This is a genomic window from Billgrantia aerodenitrificans (assembly GCF_021404405.1).
GTDB lineage: Bacteria > Pseudomonadota > Gammaproteobacteria > Pseudomonadales > Halomonadaceae > Halomonas > Halomonas aerodenitrificans.
On sequence record NZ_JABFTV010000003.1, the window covers coordinates 100,328 to 124,404 of the forward strand.

Annotated in this window: 24 protein-coding genes; 8 read left to right on the top strand and 16 right to left on the bottom strand. The window is 67.2% G+C overall.

What is annotated here, in order from left to right:
• Window positions 1-47: 47 nt before the first annotated feature.
• From HOP59_RS06625 to HOP59_RS06660, 8 genes are all read right to left on the bottom strand, one after another.
• A complete protein-coding gene (locus tag HOP59_RS06625; protein WP_234253272.1) occupies window positions 48-1,250 on the bottom strand; it encodes an NnrS family protein in 1,203 nt (400 codons plus the stop codon).
• 114 nt (window positions 1,251-1,364) lie between these two features.
• The gene (locus tag HOP59_RS06630) at window positions 1,365-2,891 is read right to left on the bottom strand and encodes a cytochrome D1 domain-containing protein (protein ID WP_234253273.1); all 1,527 of its coding nucleotides are present in this window, start codon (window positions 2,889-2,891) and stop codon (window positions 1,365-1,367) included.
• Window positions 2,888-3,748: a uroporphyrinogen-III C-methyltransferase gene (cobA, locus tag HOP59_RS06635; protein ID WP_234253274.1), complete on the bottom strand. Its 861-nt coding sequence runs from the start codon at window positions 3,746-3,748 to the stop codon at window positions 2,888-2,890. Before cobA ends, HOP59_RS06630 begins: the two co-directional genes overlap by 4 nt.
• Before the next feature lie 65 nt (window positions 3,749-3,813).
• Window positions 3,814-5,028: a heme d1 biosynthesis radical SAM protein NirJ gene (gene nirJ / locus HOP59_RS06640; protein ID WP_234253275.1), complete on the bottom strand. Its 1,215-nt coding sequence runs from the start codon at window positions 5,026-5,028 to the stop codon at window positions 3,814-3,816.
• Window positions 5,029-5,056: 28 nt separating this feature from the next.
• A complete protein-coding gene (gene ahbB / locus HOP59_RS06645; protein ID WP_234253276.1) occupies window positions 5,057-5,605 on the bottom strand; it encodes a siroheme decarboxylase subunit beta in 549 nt (182 codons plus the stop codon).
• On the bottom strand, window positions 5,580-6,059 hold the full coding sequence (locus tag HOP59_RS06650) for an Lrp/AsnC family transcriptional regulator (RefSeq protein ID WP_234253277.1): 480 nt from the start codon (window positions 6,057-6,059) through the stop codon (window positions 5,580-5,582). Before HOP59_RS06650 ends, ahbB (HOP59_RS06645) begins: the two co-directional genes overlap by 26 nt.
• On the bottom strand, window positions 6,056-6,595 hold the full coding sequence (ahbB, locus tag HOP59_RS06655; protein ID WP_234253278.1) for a siroheme decarboxylase subunit beta: 540 nt from the start codon (window positions 6,593-6,595) through the stop codon (window positions 6,056-6,058). The genes HOP59_RS06650 and ahbB (HOP59_RS06655) overlap by 4 nt, the downstream gene beginning before the upstream one ends.
• Window positions 6,592-7,065 carry an Lrp/AsnC family transcriptional regulator gene (locus HOP59_RS06660; RefSeq protein WP_234253279.1) on the bottom strand — a complete coding sequence of 158 codons (474 nt, stop codon included), beginning with the start codon at window positions 7,063-7,065 and terminating at the stop codon, window positions 6,592-6,594. The genes ahbB (HOP59_RS06655) and HOP59_RS06660 overlap by 4 nt, the downstream gene beginning before the upstream one ends.
• A 269-nt stretch (window positions 7,066-7,334) precedes the next feature.
• Between HOP59_RS06660 and HOP59_RS06665 the strand changes: the two genes are divergently transcribed.
• From HOP59_RS06665 to HOP59_RS06695, 7 genes are all read left to right on the top strand, one after another.
• Complete coding sequence (locus tag HOP59_RS06665) at window positions 7,335-7,685, top strand: c-type cytochrome (RefSeq protein WP_010626230.1); 351 nt, start codon at window positions 7,335-7,337, stop codon at window positions 7,683-7,685.
• A 15-nt stretch (window positions 7,686-7,700) separates the two neighbouring features.
• Window positions 7,701-8,915: a cytochrome D1 domain-containing protein gene (locus tag HOP59_RS06670; protein WP_234253280.1), complete on the top strand. Its 1,215-nt coding sequence runs from the start codon at window positions 7,701-7,703 to the stop codon at window positions 8,913-8,915.
• 109 nt (window positions 8,916-9,024) lie between these two features.
• Entirely contained in the window at window positions 9,025-10,020 is a 996-nt protein-coding gene (ubiU, locus tag HOP59_RS06675) for a ubiquinone anaerobic biosynthesis protein UbiU (protein ID WP_234253281.1), read from the top strand.
• Window positions 10,021-10,029: 9 nt separating this feature from the next.
• The gene (locus tag HOP59_RS06680) at window positions 10,030-10,944 is read left to right on the top strand and encodes a U32 family peptidase (RefSeq protein ID WP_234253282.1); all 915 of its coding nucleotides are present in this window, start codon (window positions 10,030-10,032) and stop codon (window positions 10,942-10,944) included.
• Window positions 10,945-11,245: 301 nt separating this feature from the next.
• Window positions 11,246-12,976 (top strand): ribonucleoside triphosphate reductase, encoded by a 1,731-nt coding sequence (locus HOP59_RS06685; RefSeq protein ID WP_010626226.1) that lies wholly within the window; start codon window positions 11,246-11,248, stop codon window positions 12,974-12,976.
• 45 nt (window positions 12,977-13,021) lie between these two features.
• Window positions 13,022-13,186 carry an anaerobic ribonucleoside-triphosphate reductase gene (nrdD, locus tag HOP59_RS06690; RefSeq protein ID WP_010626225.1) on the top strand — a complete coding sequence of 55 codons (165 nt, stop codon included), beginning with the start codon at window positions 13,022-13,024 and terminating at the stop codon, window positions 13,184-13,186.
• A 64-nt stretch (window positions 13,187-13,250) separates the two neighbouring features.
• The gene (locus HOP59_RS06695; protein ID WP_010626224.1) at window positions 13,251-14,000 is read left to right on the top strand and encodes an anaerobic ribonucleoside-triphosphate reductase activating protein; all 750 of its coding nucleotides are present in this window, start codon (window positions 13,251-13,253) and stop codon (window positions 13,998-14,000) included.
• Here the strand turns inward: HOP59_RS06695 and cdd are convergent.
• From cdd to HOP59_RS06725, 6 genes are read right to left on the bottom strand one after another with little or no spacing between them, the layout of a single operon-like run.
• Window positions 13,990-14,403, bottom strand: a complete 414-nt coding sequence (cdd, locus tag HOP59_RS06700; RefSeq protein WP_010626223.1) for a cytidine deaminase — start codon at window positions 14,401-14,403, stop codon at window positions 13,990-13,992. The genes HOP59_RS06695 and cdd overlap by 11 nt on opposite strands.
• 8 nt (window positions 14,404-14,411) lie before the next feature.
• Window positions 14,412-15,140, bottom strand: coding sequence for a purine-nucleoside phosphorylase (gene deoD, locus HOP59_RS06705; protein WP_010626222.1), 729 nt, complete (start codon window positions 15,138-15,140; stop codon window positions 14,412-14,414).
• 9 nt (window positions 15,141-15,149) lie between these two features.
• Window positions 15,150-16,442: a phosphopentomutase gene (locus tag HOP59_RS06710; protein ID WP_234253283.1), complete on the bottom strand. Its 1,293-nt coding sequence runs from the start codon at window positions 16,440-16,442 to the stop codon at window positions 15,150-15,152.
• Entirely contained in the window at window positions 16,439-17,836 is a 1,398-nt protein-coding gene (deoA, locus tag HOP59_RS06715) for a thymidine phosphorylase (protein ID WP_234253284.1), read from the bottom strand. The genes HOP59_RS06710 and deoA overlap by 4 nt, the downstream gene beginning before the upstream one ends.
• Window positions 17,836-18,609, bottom strand: coding sequence for a deoxyribose-phosphate aldolase (gene deoC, locus HOP59_RS06720; protein ID WP_234253285.1), 774 nt, complete (start codon window positions 18,607-18,609; stop codon window positions 17,836-17,838). The genes deoA and deoC overlap by 1 nt, the downstream gene beginning before the upstream one ends.
• Window positions 18,610-18,648: 39 nt before the next feature.
• Window positions 18,649-19,920 carry a NupC/NupG family nucleoside CNT transporter gene (locus HOP59_RS06725; protein ID WP_234253286.1) on the bottom strand — a complete coding sequence of 424 codons (1,272 nt, stop codon included), beginning with the start codon at window positions 19,918-19,920 and terminating at the stop codon, window positions 18,649-18,651.
• Window positions 19,921-20,197: 277 nt separating this feature from the next.
• Here HOP59_RS06725 and HOP59_RS06730 point away from each other — a divergent pair, with 277 nt between their 5' ends.
• A complete protein-coding gene (locus HOP59_RS06730) occupies window positions 20,198-20,947 on the top strand; it encodes a DeoR/GlpR family DNA-binding transcription regulator (protein ID WP_234253287.1) in 750 nt (249 codons plus the stop codon).
• Window positions 20,948-21,158: 211 nt separating this feature from the next.
• Here HOP59_RS06730 and HOP59_RS06735 read toward each other — a convergent pair whose 3' ends face one another.
• The gene (locus HOP59_RS06735; RefSeq protein WP_234253288.1) at window positions 21,159-21,914 is read right to left on the bottom strand and encodes a ribonucleoside-diphosphate reductase; all 756 of its coding nucleotides are present in this window, start codon (window positions 21,912-21,914) and stop codon (window positions 21,159-21,161) included.
• Window positions 21,915-21,965: 51 nt separating this feature from the next.
• The gene (locus HOP59_RS06740) at window positions 21,966-24,077 is read right to left on the bottom strand and encodes an adenosylcobalamin-dependent ribonucleoside-diphosphate reductase (RefSeq protein ID WP_234253289.1); all 2,112 of its coding nucleotides are present in this window, start codon (window positions 24,075-24,077) and stop codon (window positions 21,966-21,968) included.

A 24,077-nucleotide genomic window follows, 5' to 3' on the forward strand; every position in this document is an offset into this window, starting at 1 on the left:
GTCCTTGCCGGCCTGTTATTGCCTCGGCCTCTATCCCCGCTGACCGTCTATCCCCTTTGACCGTCTACGCGGGCACTCATGAGTGGCAGCGTATAGTGAAACAGGAAGATGAGGTAGGCGATACACCAGAAGATGATGCTCAGATTGTAGGTCCAGTGGGTGATCTGCGGGAACATGGCGAGGATCGGCGAGCGCAGCAGAGCCCCGGCGAACATCAGCGCCAGGCCCACGCCGATGCCCGGCAGGGTGCGAATCTCGCGCCCGGTGTGCCCGAGCGAGACCCGCGCCATCATCGCCAGCATCATCGTCGCAATGCCGCCGATGGCCAGGGCGTGCACGGCTAGCTCGACACGGAAGGCACCCATCAGCGCCATGGCCCACATCGTCAGACCGAGCGGTACGAAGGCGTAGCTCAGGTGCAGGCCCCACAGCAGCGGCTCACGCAGGGTGCGATGCCCTTCCCAGCGCACCAGACGTATCAGGCTGGCCAGCGCCGCCACCAGCATCACGCTGGCCAGCAGCGCCGGCGGCACGGCGGCACCGAGCAGCGCCGCAAGTTGTAACACCACGATCGCCAGCATCGAGCCCAGAGTCAGCCTCTCCAGTGCCGGGATCGCCGCCGGCTGCGGCCGTCCCAGCTTGCGCGAGGTGAAGAAGGGAATCACCCGTCCACCGAGTAGCACCATCAGCACCGCGATCAGCAGTACGCCGAGATAGCCCCCTTCGCGAATCAGCGCGAACTTGCCCTGGGCCACGCCCAGGTGCATGGCCAGATTGGCCCCGGCCAGCAGCAGCAGTACCGGAACGAACATCAGGTTGCGCCACAGTTTCACCGCTACCACCAGGCGCCCCATGACCAGCGCCGCCAGCGGCAGGAAGGCCACGTCGAGCACGATCAGCAGCCATACCGGCAGCCCCATGGGAAACGCCAGGGTGATGCGGGCCGCCAGCCACAGCGCCACCAGGCCCAGCAGCGGCGCGCCGCTCAGACTCGGCCGGCCGGTCCAGTTCTGCACCGCGGTGAGCAGGAAGCCCACCACCACGGCGGCACCGAAGCCGAAGATCATCTCGTGCTGGTGCCACCACATCAGCCCACCGTGGGGGCGCAGCAGGATGTCGCCGTGCCAGAAGGCGAACCACACCACCATGGCCAGCACGCTGAACAGCGACGCCAGCAGGAAGAAGGGACGAAACGCCAGCCGCGCCAAGGGCAGGCGCGGCTGGTTGGGAGCAGGGGAAGCGGTGTTCATGGCGGCATACCCGACTTGAATGCTTGGATGAATCCATTATGGCGATTCGCGTCGGGCGGCTTCATGACGAGTATCAAGAATGCTTCTTTTTAATCGCCACGCAGCCAATGAGCTTTAATGACTTGTTCCCTCTTCGTACTGGGTCTTGTTCCACACATTGTACTTGCCCGAGGGCCGCTTCATCGGCATGCGCCCCAGCTCCTTCAGAGTATTGGCGTCGAGCCACAGCAGGTAGCCGTCGTCGTCCCACACGCTCAGCAGCAGGGTCTCGCCGCGGCGGTCAAACTCCACGTGGGCGGCGGTCTTGCCCGGCTCGGGGATCAGCGTCTCGACGATCTCCAGGCTCTGCTTGTCGATCACGTGGATGCGATCGTGGTTGGGACCGAAGAAGACGTCGACCCAGGCGTAGGGCGAGTTCTCGTGGCTGCGCATGAAGAAGCCGGGGCCGTCGGTCTCGATATGGGTGATCAGCGACCAGTCGGTCATGTCGAACACCGAGACCTGCCCCTTGTCGATGTGCGGCATCGCCATCACCCGGCGCCCATCGAGTTCCCAGGTGATGCCGGCGCCCAGGTGCGGCATGCCCTCCAGCGGCAGGTCGGCGACCTTGACCTCCTCGTCCATGTCGAACACCTGGCCGCCCTTGCCGCCGCGAGCGGCGCCGACCAGGTAGCGGTACTCCATGTCGAAGAAGAAGTCGTCGAGGTAGTCCGGCGCCTCCATGCGGTGCAGGGCGAAGTCGCCGACCAGTGCCTCGTCCCCTTCGGCCCGCTCCTCGGGCCAGCGGATCTCCCACACCTCGGGGATGTCGCGCAGGGCGGCGACGAAGCTGTTGCGCGGCGGTGCGGTATAGACGGCGCTGACCCGTGAGGTCTCGCCGTTGAGGCCTTCCACCGGGATGGAGGCGATCAGCTCCAGGTTGCGCGCATCCAGCAGCACCAGGGTATGCGGCAGGTAGTTGCCAGCCAGCACGTAGTTGCCGTCGGCGGATACCGCGATGTTGCGCATGTTGATGCCGGCACGCACCTCGGCGGTGACCTCGAGGTTGTAGATGTCGTACTTGGTCACCCAGCCGTCGCGGGAGCCGAAGAACACGTAGCGGCCGTCCGGGGTGTACTTGGGCCCGCCATGCAGCGCATAACGACTAGGGAAGCGGGTGATGCGCTCGAAGCGGTCGCCGTCGAGCAGACTGACGTGGTGATCGCCGATCTCCACCACGATGAACAGGTTCTTGAGATCCTCGACCTCGAACACCGGTTCGTCGGGCAGCGTGCCATAGGCGTGGCTGACCACGTGGCTGGCCAGGATGTCCGCATCGCTCCAGCTCGGCTCGACCTCCGGCGGCTCGTAGATCCACTCCGCCAGGGCGGCGATCTCGGCCTCGCCGAGCAGCTCACCGTAGGCGGGCATTTGGGTGGCGGCGCGGCCATCGCGGATCACCTCGACCGCCTCGGCGTGCTTGAGCCGCGAGAGGTTGTCGGGTAGCAGCGCCGGGCCGATGCCGCCGAGGCGGCTCACGCCGTGGCAGATGGCACAGTGGTGGTTGTAGAGCACGTTGGCGTCGGGCTCGTCGGCCAGCGCCGGAAGGGCGGGAACGGTCAGGCCCAGCAGGCCCCCGATGAATAGCCTGGAGAGTTTCACAGTGCCAGCCCTCCCACGGTCAGGGTCGGGTCGAGATCGGCATCCGCGCGGGTCAGCCGGGTCATGCCGGGAGCCAGGACGTCGGCCAGGCGCACCACCTCGCCCACCACGATCAGCGTGGGCGGCCTGAGCGCCTCGCGTTCGATTGTTTCCACCAGATCGCCCAGGGTGGCGAAAACGTTGCGCTGCCCGGGGGTGGTGCCACGTTCCACCAGCGCCACCGGGTGCTCCGCCGGCAGGCCGTGACGCTGCAGCTCGGTGCTGATCAGCCTGGCGTTGGCCAGCCCCATGTAGAACACCGCGGTGTGATGGGGCACCGCCAGCGCAGCCCAGTCCAGCGTCAGCTCGCCGTCGGCCTTGGCGTGGCCAGTGACGAAGGTCACGCTCTGGGCGTGGTCACGGTGGGTGAGCGGAAAACCGGCGTAGCTGGAACAGCCCGAGGCCGAGGTGATGCCCGGCACCACGCGAAAGCCGATGCCGCACTCGACGAGGTACTCGGCCTCCTCGCCGCCGCGGCCGAAGATGTAGGGGTCGCCGCCCTTGAGCCGCAGCACCCGCTTGCCCGCACGAGCCAGCTCGACCAACAGGGCGTTGGTCTCCTCCTGGGGCAGTGAGTGGTGGCTCGAGGCCTTGCCCACGTAGTAGCGCTGCGCCTCGGGGCGGGCCAGCGCCAGCACTTCCTCGGATACCAGGCGGTCGAAGACCAGACAGTCGGCCTGCTGCAACAGCGACAGGGCGCGCAGGGTGAGCAGACCGGGGTCGCCGGGGCCGGCGCCGACGATGGCGACCTCGCCGGGCGCCAGCGGCGCCTCGTCGAGCTCGAAACCCGGATGTCTCGATTGGCGGTGTGTTGTCATGATCGGCCTCTCCCCGAAGCGTCAAACGGTCTTTTTTTCGTGTTCCGATATGGGTGTTCCGAGGCCTACAGCTCGACGGCCTGAATCGTGTCGAAGGGGGCGGCCACGCGCCGCTGGCGCTCTTCTTCCACTCCGATCTCCTCGTTGCTGAGGTAGCAGCCGGGATCCTCCTCCCAGGGGTCGCCGGTCACCTTCCACGCCCGCACCCGAGTGTTGCCGTTGCAGATGGCAAGAAAGCGGCACTCGGCGCAGCGCCCCTTGAGCGGCCGCGGACGCTGACGGAAGCCCTGCATCAGCTCGTCCTGGCTGTCGCGCCAGATCTCCGAGAACGGCCGCTGGCGCACGTTGCCGATGGCGTGGTCCCACCAGAAGGTGTCCGGGTGCACGATGCCCAGGTTGTCGATGTTGGCGATGTACTCCCCCGAGGCGTTGCCGCCCCAGTGGGTCAGGCGCCGCTCCAGCGCCTCGACCCGGTCGGGAAAGTGCTCGCGAGCCCACATCAGCAGGAAGGGGCCGTCGGCGTCGTTGTTGCCGGTGACGTACTCGCGCTCGACACCGCGTTCGAGCTCGGCCCGGCAGTGGTCGAACAGCCGGGTCATGGCGTCGCGGGTCATCTGGTACCAGGCGTCCTGCTTGCGATGACGGTGGCCACGCCCGCCGTAGTTGAGGTGCGAGAGGTAGAACTTGTCGACGTCGTGCTCGTCGATCAGCGCCAGGATGGCGTCGAGCTGCTCGTAGTTCTGCTGGGTCAGGGTGAAGCGCAGCCCCACCTTGATGCCGTGCTGCTTGCACAGCTTGACCGCATGCATCGACTCGCGGAACGCCCCCTTGCGCCGACGGAACTCGTCGTGGGTGGCCTCGAGGCCGTCGATGCTGATGCCCACGTAGTCGTAGCCACACTCGGCGATCTGCGCAATATTGCTCTCGTCGATCAGGGTGCCGTTGGTGGAGAGCCCGGTATAGATGCCGAGCTCCTTGGCACGCCGGGAGATCTCGAAGATGTCGGGCCGCATCAGCGGTTCGCCGCCGGAGAGGATCAGCGCCGGTACGCGGAAGCGCTTCAAGTCGTCGAGGACGCTGAAGACCTCCTCGGTTGAGAGTTCGCCCTTGAAGTCGACGTCCGCCGAGACGGTGTAGCAGTGCTTGCAGGTCAGGTTGCAGCGGCGGATCAGGTTCCAGATCACCACCGGGCCGGGGGGCTTGGGCGGCGCGGTGCCGGTTTCCCTCCCTTGGGGCGAGGGCTCGAGCAGCGATTTGACGTAGCGAGTGACACGGAACATGGAAACCTCCTCTGGCGCGGCGCAGGCCTCAGCGCGGCGGACCGGGCCGGCGGGCGAGCCGCAGGCCGGTCTTCTTGAGAATGCGGGAGCTGTACAGGATGCGGTGGTCGCGGCAGGCCTCGCCTAGCATCTCGCGCAGCGCCTCGGCCTGGCGCTCGACCTCGGCCTGACTCTTGCCGTGCAGCATCACGAACAGGTTGTAGGGCCACTCGGGCAGGTGGCGCGGGCGACGGTAGCAGTGGCTCACGCCGGGGATGGCGGCCACTTCGCGCCCCAGGCGCTCGATGTGGGCATCGTCCACGTCCCATACGGTCATGCCGTTGGCCACGTAGCCCAGCCGATAGTGGTTGGGTACCGCGGCGATGCGGCGGATCACACCGCTCTGCTGCATGCGCTGCATGCGCGCGCGAACCTCTTCGCCGGCGAGACCGAGCGGCCCACCCACCGCGCTCCAGGGATCCGGCACCAGCGGCAGGCCGGCTTGGGTGGCCAGCACGATGGCGCGGTCGATGGCGTCGAGGCCGTGTGCGCCGGCGGCTTCGGCCAGCGGCTCAGACGGGCAGGTGGAGACGGACATGGAATTCCTCCTGCTTGGGCATGTTGAACACCGCCAGGCCGGTGGTGGCCTCGATCGCCGCAATGGTCTCGCCGATACGCTCGGGGGTTTCGGTGGCCAGCACGAACCACATGTTGAGGCGGTGCTCGCGGCGGTAGTTGTGGGCCACCTCGGGAAAGGCATTGACCGCCGTAGTGACCCGCTCGAAGTCGGCTTCCGGCACTTCCAGCGCCGCCAGGGTCAGGCCGCCGCCCAGGCGCTCGGCGTGGTACATCGGGCCGAAGCGGCTCAGCACGCCGGCTTCGAGCAGCCGCTCCAGGCGATAGAGCAGCTCGCCTTCGGAGAGGCCGAGCTCGGCGGCCACCGTGGCGTAGGGGCGCTCGACCAGCGGCAGGCCGTCCTGCAGGCGGTTGACGATGCCCCGGTCGGCAGCGTCGAGTTCTACCGGCTCGGGCCGGTGGCGGTGGGTACTCATGGCTGCTTCTCCCGGGTGTAGCGCCCGCCGCACTGCTTGTAGGCCTTGAGGCTGAACAGCACGCGGCGGGGAACATCCTGCAGGTCGTGACGCTCGACGATACCATCGAGCGCTGCCAGCACCCGCTCGCGGCGGGCGCCGTGGATCATGCAGAACAGGTTGTAGGGCCAGGCGGGCAGGCGCCGCGGGCGGCGATAACAGAGCGTCACGGCGGGCTCCGCGGCCAGTTGACGCCCCACTTCGGCCACCGCGGCATCGGGCAGGTCCCACACCACCATGGCGTTGGCGCGCATGCCCAGGGCGTGATGCCTCACCACCAGCCCCAGGCGCTTGATCAGGCCTTCGCGCTGCCAGCGCTCGACCCAGACCAACACCTCGCTCTCACTCATGCCACACTGCTCGGCCAGCGCCCGCCAGGGGCGTTCGGTCAGCGGCAGGCCACGTTCCAGCAGCGAACGCAGCCGCTCAGGGCATGCGCTCGCGCGAAAAGCGGTGGCGGTAAATGTGGCTGTGGCGGTCGAAATCAGGCCGTTCATGGCGTCTCCAGCTCGTCCCAGGGAATCGGAAAGCCGAGGTCGATGTGGTAAGCCGCGACCATCGGCAGGCGCAGCACCGCATATCCCAACTCCTCTTCCAACGCTTCCAGGCGCGCCTCGAGCTGCAGCTCGTCGGCCGCCGTCATCACGAACCAGAGGTTGAAATCGTGTTCGCGTAAATAGTTGTGATTGACCCCCGGTGAGCGGTTGATCGCCGCCGCCACCCGGTCGCGCTCGGCCTCGGGCACCGCCACTGCCGCCAGCAGGCTGGCGCCGGCGCGGGCATGGTCGAACACCGGCCCGACCCGGCTCAGCACCTGATCATGCTGCAAGGCCTGAAGCCGCTCGATCACCTCGGCCTCGCTCGTTCCCAGGCGCTCGGCCATGGCCGCGAAGGGGCGCTCGCAGAGCGGCAGGTCGCGCTGATAGGCATCGATGAGGCGTCGGTCGAGTGAGTCGAGTGCAGCCATGGGCAGTGTCCCGGCAGGCCGAAGGAAGCATGATCTTAAGCGGTATCTTACATGCGACATCAGCCCTGAAAGCGGCCATCGACGCTGCCGTTGACACAGGTCAAAAGAGGTATTTTCAAAGTATCTTTTTCACGCCCTCGAAGCCGCTACTTGCCGCGGCATTGACGTTCGTCAAAACAATGGCGTGATCGGAGCGCAACACTGCGTGAACGCTGCGCCCCGCTGCGGGTGCGGCAAACGCTGACTTTCGCTGCATCGTGAGGCTCCCCATGCACCTTCCGGCCCTGCCGTTATTCCTCGCTCTCATGCTTCCGGGCATCGCCATGGCGGAGCCCCATGCGGATGGCGTCGACCCGCAGCGCCAGGCCGAACTGGAAACCCTGCTCTATCAGGACTGCGGCTCGTGCCACGGCATGACCCTGCGCGGCGGACTCGGCCCGGCACTGCCCCGCGACCGCATGCAGGGCTTCAGCCCCGAGGCGCTCGCCCACATCATCCAGCACGGCATTCCCGGCAGCGCCATGCCGGGCTGGAAGGCCCTGCTGAGTGACGCCGAGGCGCGCTGGCTGGCGGAGCATCTGCGCACCGACAACCGCCTGAAAACGCTGCAACAGGACTGATTCCGGAGACTGGCCATGGCTATTCCACACCCGCTGAAGACACTGCTTGCCGGCGGCGCGCTCACTCTGCTGACCGCCGGCCAAGCGCTGGCCGAGACGCCGCTGAACGGGGAGCTGCGCGGTACCGGCGACCTCGGCGTGGTCATCGAGCGCGCCACCGGCAGCGTGGCGCTGGTCGACACCACCCGCCGCGAGGTGCTGCGGCATGTCGAGGGCTTCGGCGATCTCTCCCACGCCTCGGTGAAGTTCACCCGCGATGCGCGTTACGCCTTCGTCTTCGGCCGCGACGGCGGCCTGACCCGGCTCGACCTGCTCACCGGCGAGATCAATGCACGCATCATCCAGGGCGGCAACAGCATCGGTGGTGCCATCTCCCAGGACGGCCGCTTCGTGGCAGTGGGCAACTACGAACCGGGCGGGGTGAAGGTGTTCGATACCGAGACCATGGAGCTGGTCATCGATGTGCCGGCCACCTATCAACGACCGGATGGCAGCAGTGCCCAGGCCAAGGTGGTGGGCGTGGTGGACGTGCCGGGCAATATCTTCGTCTTCAGCCTGTTCGAGGCCGGCGAGATCTGGACCCTGGACATGTCCCAGGACGAGCCCGAGCTGACCCAGTACCGCGACGTGGGCAGCATGCCTTACGACGCCCTGATCACCGCCAACGGCCGCTACTACATTGCCGGCCTGTTCGGCGAGGACGGCATGGCCCTGCTCGACCTGTGGCACCCGGAGAATGGCGTGCAGCGTATCCTGCCAGATTACGGTCAAGGCGAGCAGCGCCTGCCGGTGTACAAGATGCCCCACCTGGAAGGCTGGGCCATGGCCGGCGACCAGGCCTTCTTCCCCGCCGTGGGCCGCAACGAGGTGCTGGTGGCCGACAGCCGCGATTGGTCGCTCACCAACCGCATCGAAGTGCACGGCCAGCCGATCTTCGTCATGAGCCGCCCCGACGAGCGTCAGGTGTGGGTCACCTTCGCCCACCCGCTCAACGACAAGGTGCAAGTCATCGACACCCAGACCCACGAGGTGATCCAGACCCTGGAGCCCGGCGAATCGATCCTGCACAAGGAGTTCACTCCCCGCGGCGAGCACATCTGGATCTCGGCTCGCGACAGCAACCAGGTGGTGGTCTACGACACCCGCACCTTCGAGGAGCTGGCCAGGCTGCCGGCCGAATCGCCCAGCGGGATATTCTTCACCCATCGGGCGCACAGGATAGGGCTGTGAGCCAGGGCTATGAGACAGGACTATCCCGTCTCGCCATGACCCTCATCAAAAGCCGCTCTGCCGTAGTCGACTAGCATGGTCGGGTTTACCAGACTGCGAGGAGAGCGACATGGAGCTCGTCTGCCCGGCCGGCAACCTGCCGGCCCTGAAGCGGGCGGTGGATGAAGGCGCCGATGCCGTCTACTTCGGCTTCCAGAACGCCACCAATGCCCGGCAGTTCGCCGGCCTCAATTTCACCGACAAGCGTGCCCGCGAAGGCATCGACTACGCCCATGCCCGCGGCAAGAAGGTGTTCTGCGCCATCAACACCTATCCACAGCCCGACGGCTGGGCCCAGTGGACCCGCGCCGTGGATCAGGCCGCCGAGCTCGGCGTCGACGCCCTGATCATGGCCGACATGGGCTTGCTCGACTATGCCGCCCGGCGCTACCCGGACCTCGCCCGCCACCTCTCGGTGCAGGGCTCGGCCACCAGCTTTGAAGCGCTGCGCTTCTACCACGACCAGTTCGGCATCAAGCGCGCCGTGCTGCCGCGGGTGCTCTCCATCACCCAGGTGCGCGACCTAGCCAAGCAGAGCCCCGTCGAGCTGGAGGTATTCGCCTTCGGCAGCCTGTGCATCATGGCCGAAGGGCGCTGCTATCTCTCGTCCTATCTCACCGGCGAGTCGCCCAACACTCGCGGGGTCTGTTCGCCGGCGGCCCACGTGCGCTGGGAGGAGACACCCCAGGGGCTCGAGTCGCGCCTGAACGGCGTGTTGATCGACAGATATGGCGAGGGCGAGCGGGCCGGCTACCCCACCCTGTGCAAGGGGCGCTTCGAGGTCGGCGGCGAGACCTACCACGCCATCGAGGAGCCCACCAGCCTCAACACCCTGGAGCTGCTGCCGGAGCTGCGCGAGCTGGGCATCAGCGCGGTGAAGATCGAGGGCCGCCAGCGCAGCCCGGCCTACGTGTCGAAGGTCGCCGGTATCTGGCGCCAGGCACTGGATCGCCTCGAGCGAACGCCGGAGCGCTTCCACCCCGATCCCGCCTGGATGGCCGGCCTCGGCGAGGTCTCCGAGGGCGCCACCACCACCCTGGGCGCCTACGAACGCCGCTGGAAATAGGAGCTTTTCATGTCATCCGATTCCCTGCAGCTCGCCCTGGGCCCGGTGCTGTTCTACTGGACCCGCGAGCGCTACGCCGACTTCTACCGTGAGGCCGCCGACTGGCCGGTGGAAATCGTCACCCTGGGCGAGTCCGTCTGCTCGCGTCGCCGCGACATGAAGCTCGACGACTGGCTCGGCATCGGCCGCGAGCTGGCCCAGAGCGGCAAGCAGGTGGTGCTGGCGAGCCAGACCCTGATCGAGTCCGAGGCCGATCTGCGCGACCTGCGCAAGCTGTGCGACAACGGCGAGTTCATGGTCGAGGCCAATGACCAGAGCGCCCTGCAGCGCCTGGCCGCCGCCGGCCTGCCCTTCGTCGCCGGCGCCGCGCTCAACCTCTACAACACGGCCGCCATCGGCGTGATGGCCCGGGCCGGCATGCAGCGCTGGCAGGCCCCGGTGGAGATGTCCCGCGACGATCTCGCCCGCCTGCTGGCCGACTGCGCCACCGAGGGGCTCGAACAGTCCTGCGAGGTGTTCGCCTACGGCCATCTGCCGCTGGCCTGGTCGTCGCGCTGTTTCACCGCGCGGCGCCACCAGAAGCCCAAGGACCGCTGCCAGTTCGTGTGCCAGAAGTACCCGGAAGGCCTGGCGCTGCGCTCCCAGGAATCCAAGGAGGTGTTCACCCTCAACGGCATCCAGACGCTTTCCGGTGCCTGCCAGGACCTGCGCCACGAGGTCGGCGACATGGCCTCGATGGGCGTGGCGGTTGCACGGCTGAGCCCCCGCGCCGAGGGCATGGCCGAGGTGGTCGCCGCCTTCGACGCCGCCCGCCGCGGCGTGTTGCCCGCCGCCGACCCGCTGACGCTGGTCGAGGCCGAGGTGTGCGACGGCTACTGGCACGGTCGCCCGGGCATGGACAACACCCGGCTGCCCGCCGGCTGAGCCGAGAACCACAGCCACTCCTCATCGAGTCTGCCTTCTACGGGGCCAAGTGAGGCGCCGGGGCAGGTCGAAGAGGAGGTCATTTGCCAGGGATGGCAAATGTAGCGCCCATGGATGGGTTCACAGCGCCTCCTCGTAGACCGAGCGACGGCGCAGCACAGCCTATAGCAAGTACGGCTATTTATCTCGATAGGTCTTTTCTGACCTGGGTCATTTTCTCTCGCTGCCGAAGGCATTAGCCTTCACACACCATATATTGTGGTTAAAAATATCAAATGGCAGCACATATAGGGAGATTACGGTGAACGCCCCCATCCGCCAGGCCGGCCCGCGCCGCATCGACGTCGCCTCGACCGTCAACGAATACCTCGAACGCGCCGACTGGCGCGTGCACGCCAACGCCAACCAGGGCTACTCCCTGGGCGGGCTGATCCTCAACGTCTCGGGCAAGCTGATCGCCAACTACTGGCTCGACGAGGTCTACCCGGCCGAGGTCGGCGCCGCTCACCGCGAAGGCGACCTGCACATCCACGATCTCGACATGCTGTGCGGCTACTGCGCCGGCTGGTCGCTACGCCAGTTGCTGATCGAAGGCTTCAACGGCGTGCCCGGACGCGCCGAGAGCGGCCCGCCGCGCCACCTCTCCAGCGCCCTGGGGCAGATGGTCAACTTCCTCGGCACGCTGCAGAACGAGTGGGCCGGGGCTCAGGCCTTCAGCTCCTTCGATACCTACCTCGCCCCCTACGTGCGCAGGGACGGCCTCGACTATCCGGCCGTCAAGCAGGCGATCCAGGAGTTCATCTACAACCTCAACGTGCCGTCGCGCTGGGGCAGCCAGACGCCCTTCACCAACCTCACCTTCGACTGGGTATGTCCGGCGGACCTGCGCGACCAGGTGCCGATCATCGGCGGCCAGGAGCAGCTCTTCACCTACGGCGAGCTGCAGACGGAGATGGACCTGCTCAACCGCGCCTACCTGGAGGTGATGGAGGCCGGCGACCGCCAGGGTCGGGTGTTCACCTTCCCCATCCCCACCTACAACATCACCCCGGATTTCGACTGGGAGAGCGACAACGCCGAGCGGCTGTTCGCGCTGACCGCCAAGTACGGCCTGCCCTATTTCCAGAACTTCCTCAATTCCGACCTGGAGCCGCACATGGTGCGCTCCATGTGCTGCCGCCTGCAGCTCGACCTGACCGAGCTGCTCAAGCGTGGCAACGGCCTGTTCGGCAGCGCCGAGCAGACCGGCTCGCTGGGGGTGGTGACGCTCAACTGCGCACGACTGGGTTATCGCTTCGCCGGCGACCGGGCGGGCCTGCTGCGCGAACTCGACCACCTGCTGGCGCTGGGCCGCGACAGTCTGGAGCTCAAGCGCGAGTGCATCCAGCAGTGGATGAACGAGGGGCTCTACCCCTATACCCAGCGCTACCTGGGCACCCTGCGCAACCACTTCTCCACCCTGGGCGTGAACGGGCTCAACGAGATGGTGCGCAACTTCTGCGACGACCGCTACGACATCACCGCCCCCGAAGGGCGCCAGCTGGCCCTCGAAGTGCTCGACCACGTGCGCACCAGGATGCAGCAGTTCCAGACCGAGACCGGCCACCTCTACAACCTGGAAGCGACCCCGGCGGAGGGCACCACCTACCGTTTCGCCCGCGCCGATGCCGAGCGCTTCCCTGGCATTCTGCAGGCCGGCACGCCGGAGGCGCCCTACTACACCAACTCCAGCCAGCTGCCGGTGGGGCACACCGACGACCCCTTCGAGGCGCTGATTCACCAGGACCCGCTGCAGACCCGCTACACCGGCGGTACCGTGCTGCACCTCTACATGCGCGAGCGGCTCTCCAGCGCCACCGCCTGCCGCAAGCTGGTACACACCGCGCTGTCGCGCTTCCGCCTGCCCTACATCACCGTGACGCCGACCTTCTCGATCTGCCCGGTGCACGGCTATCTGGCCGGCGAACACGAGTTCTGCCCCAAGTGCGACGAAGCACTGCTGGCAAGACGCGCCGCGGCCATCCCGGCCTGAGCGTTTTTAAACCGCTGTCATCAACCCTTTGGAAGGAGCCAAGCCATGACGAACATCGACACCCTGCCCACCGAACAACGCCAGCGCTGCGAGGTCTGGACCCGCGTGATGGGCTACCATCGCCCGGTCAGCCAGTTCAACGTCGGCAAGCGCGCCGAGCATCGCGAACGCCGCCATTTCACCGAGCGGGCCGCCGCCCTGACGCCCTGACATTCGACCGATGGACCTGCCGGGCCCGGTGCCCGGCATTCACGTCCCAAGCCGAGAAGCTCCCATGATCGCCACCGACCTCGCCCCGCCCCCCTTCACGTCTCTCGACGGCATTCGCCTGCCCGTCGCCGGCATGACTCAGATGACCACCCTGGACTATCCGGATCATCTGGCCTGTGTGGTGTTCCTGCAGGGCTGTCCTCTGCGCTGCGGCTACTGCCACAACGGCCATATGATGGCGCCGCGTCGCGGCGACGAGAACGAGTGGCAGGCGGTGCGTGAGTTCCTCGAGAGCCGCCGGGGCCTGCTCGAGGCGGTGGTGTTCAGCGGTGGCGAACCGACGCTGCACAACGCCCTGCCGGCGGCGGTACGCGAGGTCAAGGAAATGGGCTTCAAGGTCGGCTTGCATACCGCCGGCCCTTACCCGGCGCGGCTTTCACGGCTGCTGCCGTGGCTCGACTGGGTGGGGCTCGACGTGAAGGGACGCGGGGGCGACTTCGACCGCATCTGCGGGCGTCCCGGCATCTGGCAGCGCAACAGCCAGAGCCTGATGGCGCTGCTCGACGGCGGCATCGACTTCGAGTGCCGCACCACCGTGCACTGGCGCGACTTCTCGCTGGCCGAGGTGGAGCGCCTGGCGCTGACCCTGGCCGACTGCGGCGTGCGCCGCTACGCCATTCAGGTGGCCCGCACCCGCCAGTGCCTCGACCCGGCCTACTGCCAGCCGGTGGAGAACGCCCCGCCGCGGGCGATGCTGGCCGGGCTGGTCAAACGCCTGGCACCGCATTTCGAGCGCATCGAGCTCAGGGAGTGAGTTTAAGATTCTCCGGTCCAAACGCATCGGGCAGGAGCTGTTCCATGGTGTAGCGCTTGAGCAGCCGGCCTTCGGCGTCGACCACGTGGATACGGGTCTCGGCGTCGGCAAATTCGCGGATGCGCTGGCGGCAGTCGCCGCAGGGGGTGCACAGGTGCTCGCCGGGGCCGATCACGTAGACGTGGCGCAGGCGCCGCTCGCCGGCGCTGACCATGGCGGCAATGGCCGAGGCCTCGGCGCACAAGCCCTTGTAGTGGGCCACCTCGACGTTGGCGCCGAAGTAACGCGCGCCGCTCTCGCTTTCCACCATGGCGCCCACCGGATGCTGCGAGTACGGCGCGTAGGCGTTGCCGCGTACCGCGATCAATGCGCCGACGATGGCCGGGTCGACGGCGTCGCTCATGCCATGGCTCATGCCGCCCCCGCCGCGTCGTCGCGCAGTACCGCTTCCAGTGCCACCTCGACCATCTCGTTGAAGCTGCGCTCGCGGGCCTCGCTGGGCAGCGATTCACCCTTGAGGATATGGTCGGAGACGGTACAGATGGTCATCGCCCGGCCGCCGAACTCCGCCGCCACGCCGTAGAGCCCCGCCGCCTCCATCTCCACGCCAACGATGCCGTAGCGCTTCATCAGTTCGAACAGCTCGCCCTGGGGGCTGTAGAACAGGTCCGCCGAAAACAGGTTGCCCACCTTCACCGGCACGCCCTGGGCCGCGGCGGCGTCCACCGCGTGGCGGGTCAACTCGAAGTCGGCGATGGCGGCGAAGTCGTGACCCATGAAGCGAGTACGGTTGACCGCCGAGTCGGTGCTCGCACCGAGGCCGATCACCACGTCACGCACCGCCACGTCGTCGCGCACCGCGCCGCAGGAGCCGACCCGGATCAGGCGCTGCACGCCATAGTCGGTGATCAGCTCCTTGGCGTAGATGGAGACCGAGGGGATGCCCATGCCGTGGCCCATCACCGAGATCTCGCGGCCGCGATAACGGCCGGTGAAGCCGAGCATGTTGCGCACGCTGGTGACCTCGCGGGCATCCTCGAGGAAGGTCTCGGCGATGTGCTTGGCACGCAGCGGGTCGCCGGGCATCAGCACGGTGTCGGCGAAGATGCCGCGTTCGCCCTGAATATGGGGAGTCGCCATGTCAGGCTCCTATGCAGCGAGAGGGTCGGGTTGAGGTGGCTTGGGCTGAGGTGGAGAGGCAATAAAACTCGTGCCGTCGGCCATGGGCGCCAGGCCCAGATGCGCCGCCAGGCTCTGGCCGATATCGGCGAAGGTGTCGCGCGCGCCCAGCGAGCCGGGAGCGAGCCCGGCCCCCAGCGCCAGCACCGGCACCCGCTCGCGGGTGTGATCGGTGCCGTGCCAGGTGGGATCGCAGCCGTGGTCGGCGGTGATCACCAGCAGGTCGTCGTCGCGCAGTTTGGCCAGCAGTTCGGGCAGCCGCGCGTCGAAGGCCTCCAGCGCAGCGGCATAGCCGGTCACGTCGCGCCGGTGGCCGTAGAGGGTGTCGAAGTCGACGAAGTTGGTCATCACCAGAGAACGCTCGCCGGCCTCGTCCAGGGCGGCCAGGGTGGCGTCCATCAGCGCATCGTGGCCGCTGGCCTTGAGCGTGTGCGTCACCCCGCAGTGGGCGTAGATGTCGGCGATCTTGCCGATGGCGAACACCTCGCCGCCGTCGTCGCACAGCTTCTGCAATACCGTGGGTGCGGGCGGCTCGACGCTGTAGTCGCGACGGTTGGCGGTGCGGGTGAAGTCCGCCGCGCTCTGGCCGACGAAGGGCCGCGCGATCACCCGGCCGATGTTGTAGGGCTCGAGCAGGCGCCGGGCGGTCTCGCACAGGGCGTGGAGCCGCGCCAGACCGAAGCTTTCCTCGTGGGCGGCGATCTGCAGCACCGAGTCCGCCGAGGTGTAGACGATGGGCTTGCCACTGGCCATGTGCTCTTCGCCGAGCCGGGCGATGATCTCGGTGCCCGAGGCGTGGCAGTTGCCCAGCACGCCGGGCAGCTCGCCCTCGCGGATCAACGCTGCGAGCAGCTCGGGAGGAAAGCTCTCCTCGCGGTCGAGGAAGTAGCCCCAGTCGAAGCGCACCGGCACCCCGGCGATCTCCCAATGGCCCGAGGGGGTGTCCTTGCCCGAGGAGATCTCCCCGGCGTGGCCGTAGGCGCCGATCACCTCGGTCGGCACCTCGACGCCCTCGGCCCAAGCGCCGGTGCTCTCGCGGTGGGCGTGGAACAACCCCAGCCGGCCCAGGTTGGGTAATGCCAGCGGGCCTTGGCGTGCCGCCGGGCCGGTTTTGGGGCCCTGTAAAGAGCCGTCACAGCGTCCACGGGAGCAGGCGGCGGCGATATGGCCCAGGGTATCGGCCCCGGCGTCGCCGAAGCGCTCGGCATCGGGGGCCGCACCGATGCCGAAAGAGTCGAGTACCAGCACGATGGCACGCGTCATGGCGCCTCCCGACGGATCACGTCTTGAATGAGTGTAGGCAGTACGACGTCTCCGGGTGCGACGTCGTTCACTTCGATGGCCGCGCGCAGCTGGCTGGCGGCGCGCTCGGCATCGGCCTCGCTGCCGGCGTGCACCCAGGCCAGCGGGCGTTCGCCATCGACCGCCTCGCCGAGGGCGGCAATGCCGCTCAGGCCAACCGAATGATCGATACCATCGCTCGGCGCACGACGTCCGCCGCCCAGCGTCACCACGGCGAGACCCAGGGCGCGGGTATCCATGCGCGTGACCCGCCCGCTGCGCTCGGCGTATACGGGGCGCACCACCGCCGCCCCGGGCAGGTGGCGGTCGTGTCGTTCGAGCAGGTCGGCGGGGCCGCCCAGGCCCGCCACCATGCGCGCGAAGCGCTCGGCGGCAGCCCCCGAGGCGAGCCGCTCGTCGAGCAGGGCCAGGGCGCCTTCATGGTCCCTGGCCAGCCTGCCGGCCAGCAGCAGCTCGGCGGCAAGCGTGCGGGTTACCTCCAGCAGACGCCCTCCGCTCTTATCACCGCTCTCATCACCGCTCTTGTCGCCCGTCTTTTCACCAGTCAGCAGCGCAATCGCCTCGCGCACCTCGACGGCATTGCCGGCGCAGGGCGCCAGCGGCTGGCTCATGTCGGTGAGCAGCGCAGTGGTCGGCGTGCCGGCGCGGCTGGCCACCTCGGCGATGGTGCTGGCCAGCTCGAACGACGCCTCATGAGTAGGCATAAAGGCGCCGCTGCCGGTCTTGACGTCCATCACCAGGGCATCGAGGCCGCAGGCCAGCTTCTTGCCGAGGATCGAGCTGACGATCAGCGGCAGCGACTCCACCGTGGCGGTGACGTCGCGAATGGCGTAGAGCCGCCGGTCGGCCGGGGCCAGCTCGGCGGTCTGGCCGACGATGGCCACGCCCGCTTCGCGTACCAGGCGACGAAAGCGCTCCCGCGTGGGGGCAATGTCGTAGCCAGGAATTGCCTCGAGCTTGTCCAGGGTGCCGCCGGTGTGGCCCAGGCCGCGACCGGACACCATCGGCACGTAGCCGCCGCAGGCGGCGATCCACGGCCCCAGCACCAGCGAGACGAGATCGCCCACTCCGCCGGTAGAGTGCTTGTCGAGCACCGGCCCCGGCAGGTCGAGCCCCTGGCCCAGGCCGCGCCACACCAGCACCTCGCCGGAGTCGCGCACCGCCTCGGTCAGTGCCACCGTCTCGGCGGCATTCATGCCGTTGAGGTAGATCGCCATGGCAAGCGCACCGACCTGGGCGTCGGAGAGGCTGCCGTCACTGACGCCGGTCACCAGCTCGCCTATCTCCTCGGGGGCGAGCGCCTGGCCGTCGCGCTTGGCGCGGATCAGCTCCTGGGGAAGCGCACGGATAGCCATCAGTAGCCTCCCGTCGGGCCCTTGTCTTGCTCGACGCCCAGGGTATCGAGCAGGCTGCCGAGCAGCCCCGAGGCACCGAAGCGGAAGTGCGCCGGAGTGATCCACTCGGCCCCCATCACCCGCTCGGCGAGCTGCAGGTAGGCGGCGGCATCCTCGGCGGTGCGCACCCCGCCGGCGGCCTTGAAGCCGACGTCGCGGCCGCTCGCCTTGATTGCGGTGAGCAGGATCTTGGCGGCGTTCAGGGTGGCGTTGACCGCCACCTTGCCGGTGGAGGTCTTGAGGAAGTCGGCGCCGCCGTCGATGGCCAGCATGCCGGCGCGGTCGATCAGCCCGGCGTCCTTGAGCTCGCCGGTTTCCAGAATCACCTTGAGCACGGCGTCGCCGCACTCGCGCTTGCAAGCCTCGACCAGTTTACGGCCGACCTCGGCGTCACCCGCCATCAGCGCACGGTAGGGAAACACCACGTCGACCTCGTCGGCGCCGGCGGCGATGGCCGCCCGGGTCTCCTCTGCGGCGCGCTCGATGTCCGCCTCCCCGTGGGGAAAATTGGTCACCGTGGCCACCTTCACCTTGCCGGCCAGGCCCTGCTCGGCCAGCGCCTGACGCGCGGTTGCCACGAAGGCGGGAAAGACACACACCGCCGCCGAATGGCCCACGGGGGTGTTGGCGCGGGTGCACAGCTCGCGAATGACGGCATCGCTGTCATCGTCGTTGAGGCTGGTGAGGTCCATCAGCGCCAGGGCCTGGCGCGCGGCCTGCTGCAGTTCGGTCATGACGTTACCTGTCGAAGCGAAATGGATTTACGGTGGCCATCAGATCACTCCCCCGATGGAGAGGAAGAACCCGGCAATGGCCGCCGACATCAGGTTGGAGAGGGTGCCAGCCAGCACCGCCTTGACCCCGAAGCGGGCAATGTCGTGACGCCGGCTGGGAGCGATACTCCCCAGGCCGCCGAGCAGGATGGCGATCGACGAGAGGTTGGCGAAGCCGCACAGGGCGAAGGAGAGAATGGCGATGGTGTGGCCGCTCATGGCCTGGCCGGTGTTCGCCACCATCGCATCGCCGTCGATGTAGGGCGCCAGGTTGATGTAGGCGACGAACTCGTTGACCACCAGCTTCTGGCCGATGAAGGAGCCGGCCAGGGTGGCCTCCGCCCAGGGCACGCCGAGCACGAAGGCGAGCGGCGCGAACAGCCAGCCGAGGATCAGCTCCAGGCTCAGCTGCTCGAACCCGACCCAGCCGCCGATGCCGCCGAGCATGCCGTTGACCAGCGCGATCAGGCCGATGAAGGCGAGCAGCATGGCGCCGACGTTGGCGGCCAGGCGCAGCCCGGACGAGGCCCCTGCCGCCGCCGCGTCGAGCACGTTGACCGGCCTGTCCTCGGCCTCGATCACCTCGCTGGCCTCCTCCACGTCGTCTACCGGTTTCTCGGTCTCGGGCATGATCAACTTGGCGAACAGCAGGCCGCCTGGCGCGGCCATGAACGAGGCCGCCACCAGGTACTCCATGGGAATGCCCAGCGCCGCATAGCCCGCCAGCACCGAGCCGGCCACCGAGGCCAGCCCGCCGCACATCACCGCGAACAGCTGCGAAGGGGTCATGCGGGCGATGAAGGGGCGCACCACCAGCGGCGCCTCGGTCTGGCCGACGAAGATGTTGGCAGTGGCCGAGAGCGACTCGGTACGCGAGGTGCCCAGCGCCTTCTGCAGCGCCCCGCCGAGAATGCGGATCACCCACTGCATGATGCCGATGTAGTAGAGCACGGCGATCAGCGAGGAGAAGAAGATGATCACCGGCAGCACCTTGATGGCGAAGACGAAGCCGATGCTGTCGGTATCGGCCAGGCCGCCGAAGAGGAAGTCGATGCCGTCGTTGGCGTAGAGCACCACCTGGCTCACGCCAGCGGAGATGGTCTGCAGCACGGTCTGACCGAACGGCACGTAGAGCACGAAGGCGCCGATGCCGGCCTGAATGGCGAAGGCGCCACCCACGGTTCGCAGGCGGATGTCGCGACGGCTGGTGGAAAAAATCAGAGCGATGGCGATCAGCGTCGCCATGCCGACCAGGCTCATGATGGCAGTCATGGAATCCATCCTTTGGTGCCGGCGGCGATGTGCCAGGACCCGCCGCATCTGGTTGTCGTGATATCAGCGCAGGGGAAGACTGCACGAGATGTTAAAATTATAACATTTTGTGTTATCTAACCAACATTCATCCAAAGCGCAAGATTGCTACGCCAAACGCAGTGGCTTAAGGACAGGACAGTGTAGGGAGTGGAAAATACTCGTTGCCTAGCTCAGCATAGGGCCAGCCAAAGCGATCTTCGCGCCAAGTTCTGGAGGGTAAGTTGGAGAGCAACGAATGAAAGACCGCAGCGCCATGCGCCTGGCCCGTCTGCAGCAGGCACTGGCCGGTGGCGGCACCCTCCCCCTCGGCGAGGCCGCTCAGATGTGCGGCGTCTCCGAGATGACCATTCGTCGTGACGTGGCCGCAAGCGACGGCGCCATGATCCTGCTCGGTGGACGCCTGGTCATGGCCAATCACTATGCGCCGGTGTATGACCTCGACCAGCAACAGGACAGCCACACCCTGGCCAAGCGCAGGCTCTGCGAACGGGCCGCCGGCTTCATCGAAGACGGCGACACTCTGTTCATCGACTGCGGCACCACCCTGCTGCCCCTGGCGGGCTTGCTCGCCGAGCGCCGCCAGCTCACCGTGGTGACCTACGCACTCAACGTCGCCAATGCCATGAGCCTGGTGCCTGGCGTACGCCTGGTACTGCTGGGTGGGCTCTATCATACCACCTCGCACTCCTTCGGCAGCGACGACATGAGCGCGGCAATCAAGCGCCTGGGCATCAATCGCGCCTTTATCTCGGCCGCCGGGGTGCACGCCGAGCGCGGTGTGAGCTGCTTTCACTTCCACGAAGTCGCCCCCAAGCAGGCCGCCATCGCCTGCGCCGAACAGCGCCTGCTGGTGGTGGACGAGAGCAAGATCGGCCAGGTGCACCCCGCCTACTTCGCCCAGCTCGACGACTTCGACGTGGTGATCACCGACGGCGACATGACCCTACCGCAAGCCGACGGCGGCCCCAGAATCGTCGCCGCCTGACCCCGGACACGACGAAGCCGGAGCAAGTCCGGCTTCTGGGGGCATAGCATGTCCGTGCAGACAGTTTCAGAAAGTGCTGGTCAGCTTGGCGAGCGAGATGAAGCGCTAGGCGCACGGAGCGCAGGAACCGGAGCCTATGGGGTATAGGTGAGGATTCCGAGCACCGCGCAACGCAGCGATTCGCTCGCGCAGCCAGCTGTACAGTGCTTTCTTAGCCGCACTTGGACCAGCCACAGCCCGCATAGCAGGTGGGGCAGCCGTCCATCATGATCAGCTCGCCGCGACACTCCGGACAGTGGCCCACCACCGTGGGGCCGTCGCCCTTCTCTGCGGCGACTGCCGCCTTGGCCTGCTGCTCGGCCTGCGCCTCCTCTTCCGGCGTGGGCGGCTGCCAGGGGTGGCCGTGGGTCAGGCGGTGGGCGTAGCGGCGCACCAGCTCCTCCACCGGCACCTGATTGCCGTCCTGATCGAGGAAACCGCGGCGGTAGAGGATCTGCTGGATCGACCAGGCGATGGCGGCCACTTCGGAGTCGTGGAACATCGGCTTGCCCCAGCGGTTCATGCCGCAGCGCACCAGGCCCTTGTCCCAGGCCACCTTGCGCAGGTCGGCCACCGCCTGGGTGACGTAGCCGCCGCGGGCGGCCAGCGACAGGCTGCGCATGGTGGCGGTGATCCACTGGTGCTCGCTGGAGAGCTGGCCGGAGGGGAAGAAAAACTCCACCGGACGCTCGATCACCACCCGCTTGCCGTCGAGCACGCCTTCCACCGGCATGAAGGAGACCAGCAGGTAGACCTTCTTGCGGCCTTCGGCGCCGACGTAGGAGATCTTCTCGGAAACGGCCTCCAGCGTCCCTTCCGGGCGCGAGGGAATGCGTACCGTGAGCGGGTTCTCGTCGGCCAGCGGCGCCTCTTGCACCGCCTTCTTGACGCTGTAGGAAACGATCTTGGACTTGATTTCGACGGCCATCAGTAGGCTCCTCCAATACTTGTCTTCATGACGCAGAAACGGATCGAGCGGTTACCACTTCCCATAGGTACCCTCTTTCAATGCGTCATAGAGATTGGCCGCGTTGTGCTCTTCGCCGTCGTAAACCACCTTCTCGTCGCCGGAAAGCTCCAGCGTCTCGCCGTTCTCCAGCTCGAACACGTAGGTGGTGTTCTTGAGGTCGTCCTCGCGCACCAGCACGCCCTGGAAAGCCTCGGGGTTGAAGCGGAAGGTGGTGCAGCCCTTGAGCTTGCTCTCGTAGGCGTCCAGGTAGAGGTCCTTGAACTGCTCGAAGGGAAACTCGGTGGGCACGTTGACCGTCTTGGAGATCGCCGAGTCGACCCACACCTGGGCCGCCGCCTGCACCGCCACGTGCTGCTTGGGGGTGACCGCATCGGCGGTGATGAAGTAGTCGGGCAGGTCGCTCTCCACCGCGTCGCTGGCGATGAAGTGGCGGTAGGCGGCCAGCTCGAAGGAGACCACTTCCACCTGCTCCTTGGTCTTCTTGCCGGACTGGATCACGTTGCGGAAGTAGCGGTGCGAGAACGATGGCTCGATGCCGTTGGAGGCGTTGTTGCCCAACGACAGCGAGATGGTGCCGGTCGGCGCGATGGAGCTGTGGTGGGTGAAGCGCGCGCCGTGCTCGGCGAGTGCCGCGACCAGCTCCGGTTCCACCTCGGCGACCTTCTGCATGTAGCGGCTGTAGCGGGCGTGCAGGATGCGCCCCGGCACCTTGTCGCCGATCTCGTAGCCGTCCTTCGCCAGCTCCGGACGCTCGCGCATCATCTTCGGCGTGATTTCGAAATCCTCGGCGAGAATCGGCGCCATGCCCTTCTCGCGGGAGAGTTCCAGCGCCTGCTTCCAGCCCTCGATGGCCAGGTTGCGGCTCACCTCTTCGGTGAAGGCCAGCGACTCGGCGGAGCCGTAGGGGATCTTGAGCATGGTCAGGGTCGAACCGAGGCCGAGGAAACCCATGCCGTGACGGCGCTTGGCCTCGATCTCGCGGCGCTGGCCGGGCAGCGGCAGGCCGCTGATCTCGACCACGTTGTCGAGCATGCGGGTGAAGATCGCCACCACCTGGCGGTAGCGCTCCCAGTCGAAGCGCGGCTTCTTGCCGAACGGGTCGATGACGAAACGGGTCAGGTTGACCGAGCCCAGCAGGCAGGCGCCTTCCGGCGGCAGGGGCTGTTCGCCGCAGGGGTTGGTGGCACGGATCTCCTCGCAGAACCAGTTGTTGTTCATGCGGTTGACCTGGTCGATCAGGATGAAGCCCGGCTCGGCGAAGTCGTAGGTGGAACGCATGATGGTGTCCCACAGCTCACGCGCCTTGATCACCTCGACGATGCGGCAGGCCACGCGGCCTTCGGCGTCGACCGTGTAGCCCTCTTCGACCACCGGCCAGTCGCGGTAGATCAGGTCCTCGGACTTGACGTCCTCCTTCTCGCCGGCGTGCAGCGGGAAGGCCAGCGGCCAGTCGGCGTCGTTCTTCACCGCCTCCATGAACTCGTCGGTGATCAGCAGCGAAAGGTTGAACTGACGCAGCCGGCCGGCTTCGCGCTTGGCCTCGATGAAGGCACGCACGTCGGGGTGGCCGACGTCGAAGGTGCCCATCTGGGCTCCGCGGCGGCCGCCCGCCGAGGCTACGGTGAAGCACATCTTGTCGTAGATATCCATGAACGCCAGCGGGCCGTTGGTGCCGGCGCCGGCGCCGAACACGAAGGCGCCCTTGTGGCGCAGGGTGGAGAACTCGTAGCCGATGCCGCAGCCCGCCTTGAGGGTCATGCCGGCGTCCACCACCGAGGAGAGGATGTCATGCATGGAGTCGCGGATGGTGCGCGAGACGGTGCAGTTGATCAGGCTCACCGCCGGCTTGTAGTCCTCGGCGCCGGCGTTGGACATGATGCGCCCGGCGGGGATGGCACCGTTCTCCAGCGCCCAGCGGAACTTGGGCAGCCACTCCTCGGCCTTGTCGCCTTCCACCGCTGCCAGGGCGCGCGCCACGCGCTCCCAGGTCGCTGCCACATCCTTGTCGACGGGGCGGCCATGACGATCCTTGAGTCGATACTTGGAGTCCCAGATATCGCGTGAGGGCGCTTGCATAGGCACCTCGTGGGATGTCTTGACGGCCTTGGTGGAAGTACTCAT